Origin of the sequence: Sulfitobacter sp. HI0129, assembly GCF_001635395.1 — a bacterium.
Taxonomy (GTDB): Bacteria; Pseudomonadota; Alphaproteobacteria; order Rhodobacterales; family Rhodobacteraceae; genus Sulfitobacter.
On sequence record NZ_LWGH01000846.1, the window covers coordinates 1 to 3,386 of the forward strand.

Here is a 3,386-nt window from a genome sequence, read left to right on the forward strand (position 1 = left end):
TAGGGCAAAATATGGGCGAAAACAACGGCACTATTTGTTATAAAATTTTAAGAATACACTATATGTAGATCACTGTTGCAGGCGCGCACGCTTTCCCACGATTTCCCAACTAAATGCATTCACATACTTATCCACAGGATATGTTCCACCGTTGTTCCTGTGCGCTTAACAATAATTCAAGGGTTCCCACCCGAAAATTCAATGGCGCGATTCGGAATCGGCCAGTTTTGGCCGATTGATTCCCGGCTCTCCCCGCCCGTCCCAATAAATCCCAGCGCGGAAAATGAGCATTATAATCCCATACTTGCGCTTTCTGTCGGCAGGTGCAGTATCCGTTCTGTCGATATCGGAGCACGCATGAACAAGAGCCTCGCCCTTCTCGGACATGCGTTGCGCATGTTGATACTGGATGTCAGTAGCCTGCTGCGCGTTCTGGCGCCCGCACTCGCCCTTCTGGCGGTGGGGATAATCGGGCTAATCTGGGCCGCCCCCACCTTTCCGTACCTGTCTACCGGGCTGGCTCAGGCACCGGCACCGAACGCCGGGGGGATGCTCGCAGGGGTCGTCTTTGCTGTTATCACCGCTCTGGGCTTTGTCCTGCTGGCGATACTCTGGCATCGTCACGTGCTTATCGATGCGCAGAACGCGCCGCCGGGACGGCCTTCGGCAAGGATCGTACTGTCCTATCTGATGCGGACGATCCTGATCGGGGCGATACAGCTTGCGGTGACCGTGCCGCTGCTCATTCTTCTCTTTCTTGCGGCACCGCGCATGAATGTCGTGGCTGGCGAAGCGCCCACGGTCGTGATCTTCGGGGCGGTCGGGATACTGGCGGGGCTGTTGTTCATCTGGATCGTCCTGCGGCTGGGGCTGATGCTGCCTGCCGCGGCGCTGGGTCGGCCCATAGGGCCGCTCGAAAGCTGGCGACACACCGCGCCCGCAGGCACCGCGCTGATCTGGCTGGCCCTTTTATTGCTGACAGCGAATGCGGTCCTGTCGACCCTCTCCGCCCTTACCGGGGCGCCGGGCAGCGGCATCCGCATGGCCGTCGAAGCCGTCGTCTATATATTGGAGGCGCTTGTTTTCGTCAGCGTACTGACAACGCTTTACGGTCACTACGTGGAACGCCGCGAAATCGGCTGAGCAGCCCATAGGGCCGACACATCTCAGGCCAGCCCACGCTCCATCAGGTCGCGGGCGATCCCGGCATATGCCTCGGCCATCGGCCCGTCACCGGCGGCGACAGGCGTGCCCGCGTCCCCGGCAAGCCGGGTTTCAAGATCGATGGGCAGGCTTCCCAGCAGCGGAACGCCCAGCTTCTGCGCCTCGGCGGCGACCCCGCCCTGCCCGAAGATATCATGCGTACTGCCGCAATCGGGGCAGACGAACTGGCTCATGTTTTCGATAAGACCCAGCACCGGGGTCTTGAGCGTCGCGAACATGTCCAGCGCCTTGCGGGCATCGATCAGGGCCACGTCCTGCGGGGTGCTGACGATAACGGCACCGGCCAGCTCCGTCTTGGTGCAGAGCGTCAGTTGAACGTCGCCCGTCCCCGGCGGCAGGTCGACCAGCAAAACATCAAGCTCGCCCCATTCGACCTGTCCCATCATCTGCTGCAGCGCCCCCATCAGCATCGGACCGCGCCAGACGACGGCCTTGCCCTCTTCGACCATGAAACCAATGGACATCATGGTGACGCCATGGGCCTGCAGCGGGATGATCGTTTTCCCGTCAGGGCTGGCCGGGCGCTTGCTGATGCCCATCATGCGCGGCTGGCTTGGCCCGTAAATATCGGCATCGAGCAACCCGACGCGGCGCCCGGCCCGGGCCAGCGCCACGGCAAGGTTGGAGCTCACGGTGGATTTGCCCACCCCGCCCTTTCCGGACCCGATGGCGATGATATTGCGAACGCCCGCCGGTTTGATCGGGCCCTCCTGCGGCTTGGGATGCCCGCCGAGCTTCAGCGAGGGCGCCTTTGCCGCGGGCGCATGGGCCGTCAGCGCCACGCCGACCTTGCCGACGCCCGACACTTCGCGCACCACCTGTTCAGCCGCGTCGCGCAGCTGCCCCATCTGTTTGGCCGCCTCTGCATTGGGCGCCTCGATCACGAAGCGCACGTCATTGCCTTCGATGGTCAGCGCCCGAACGAGATCATGCGCCAGCAGGTCGCGACCGTCCGGCAGCATGACGCGCTTCAGCGCATTTTCGATATCGGCACGGGTCACGGTCATGGGCGTTCCTTTCGTTACACCCTGACATGGCAGGTTCTGCAGTGGCTGCAAGGGGGGGTGCCCCGGGCGAATGCCCATGCAACGGGCAGGCGGCCTAATTCTTGACCATATGGTCCATGTTTATGCTGCATAGCAGCAATGCAAAAACGTTTATTGTGCGCTCGCAGCATAAAGGCCATTATCACTATCAGAGCAGGAACAGCCTGCTCCGGAAAAGATCAGTCCGATCCATCCTCCTCCCGGATCGGCCTGTGACTGGCGGCGACATCCTTCCTCCTCCCTGATGTCGTCGCCTTCCTTTCCCCTCCCTACCCGAACCGAGACGCCGAATCTGTAAAAACCCACGCGCTTATGCCGCATTGCGGCGTTAGCGTTACCCTGATTGTTTTCATATGCTTGCCGCCCGATTTCCTATGCAGAAAATGCATATCGGCCCTGCCGAACTGCCTGTTGTGCGGCTGCAGCAAACACCTAAGTAAGCGTCAACAGAAACGCAGTACAAACCGAAAGAGGCGCCGAATGGCTTATATCAATACCGCATCCAACTCTTCTTCCTTCATGGCCCGCGTAAGCACGTTCTTCGATGCCCTGGCCACCCGCCGTCGTCAGAACCGCATGTTCCGTCAGACCTTCGCCGAGCTGAGCGAACTGTCGAACCGCGAGTTGAACGATCTGGGCATCAGCCGCTCCGAAATCCGTCGCATCGCGATCGAGTCGAGCCGCAACGCTCTGTAAGGATTACTGAATCGGACCTGCGCCGCCTGACCCGACAGGGCGCCCGCAGCGCGGTGGGCGCATAGCTTTAGAGGGGTGAAATAAAAAAGACGGCGATGCCAGGGAGGAGGCACCGCCGTCTCTTTCTGCGAACCGGGTCATCGGGGAGGACGTGCCCGGTTCGGGTCGGGACCGCATCATCAGGGAGGAGGAAAGGTGATGCAGCCCCCTACAGACCCGCGCCGGGGAGGCGGCGCAGGTCCGATTCAGTAATCCTTACAGAGCGTTGCGGCTCGACTCGATCGCGATGCGACGGATTTCGGAGCGGCTGATGCCCAGATCGTTCAACTCGCGGTTCGACAGTTCGCTCAGCTCGGCGAAGGTCTGACGGAACATGCGGTTCTGACGACGGCGGGTGGCCAGGGCATCGAAGAACGTGCT

General features: G+C 61.1%; 4 protein-coding genes. 2 read left to right on the forward strand and 2 right to left on the reverse strand.

The annotated features are described in order from the left end of the window. The first annotated feature begins 357 nt into the window (after positions 1-357). Positions 358-1,143 carry a hypothetical protein gene (locus tag A3764_RS19915; protein ID WP_067928325.1) on the forward strand — a complete coding sequence of 262 codons (786 nt, stop codon included), beginning with the start codon at positions 358-360 and terminating at the stop codon, positions 1,141-1,143. Positions 1,144-1,166: 23 nt separating this feature from the next. Here A3764_RS19915 and A3764_RS19920 read toward each other — a convergent pair whose 3' ends face one another. Next, on the reverse strand, positions 1,167-2,231 hold the full coding sequence (locus tag A3764_RS19920; protein ID WP_067928322.1) for an Mrp/NBP35 family ATP-binding protein: 1,065 nt from the start codon (positions 2,229-2,231) through the stop codon (positions 1,167-1,169). Positions 2,232-2,750: 519 nt separating this feature from the next. Here A3764_RS19920 and A3764_RS19925 point away from each other — a divergent pair. Then, the gene (locus A3764_RS19925; protein WP_067928320.1) at positions 2,751-2,966 is read left to right on the forward strand and encodes a DUF1127 domain-containing protein; all 216 of its coding nucleotides are present in this window, start codon (positions 2,751-2,753) and stop codon (positions 2,964-2,966) included. A gap of 255 nt (positions 2,967-3,221) precedes the next feature. Here A3764_RS19925 and A3764_RS24260 read toward each other — a convergent pair whose 3' ends face one another. Beyond that, positions 3,222-3,368, reverse strand: a complete 147-nt coding sequence (locus tag A3764_RS24260) for a DUF1127 domain-containing protein (protein WP_082866004.1) — start codon at positions 3,366-3,368, stop codon at positions 3,222-3,224. Between the last annotated feature and the right edge of the window lie 18 nt (positions 3,369-3,386).

Excerpts from the sequence above, each read along its gene's own strand:
- A3764_RS19925 (WP_067928320.1), top strand. The coding sequence starts at position 2,751 with ATGGCTTATATCAATACCGCATCCAACTCTTCTTCCTTCATGGCCCGC.
- A3764_RS19920 (WP_067928322.1), bottom strand. The coding sequence starts at position 2,231 with ATGACCGTGACCCGTGCCGATATCGAAAATGCGCTGAAGCGCGTCATG.
- A3764_RS19915 (WP_067928325.1), top strand. The coding sequence starts at position 358 with ATGAACAAGAGCCTCGCCCTTCTCGGACATGCGTTGCGCATGTTGATA.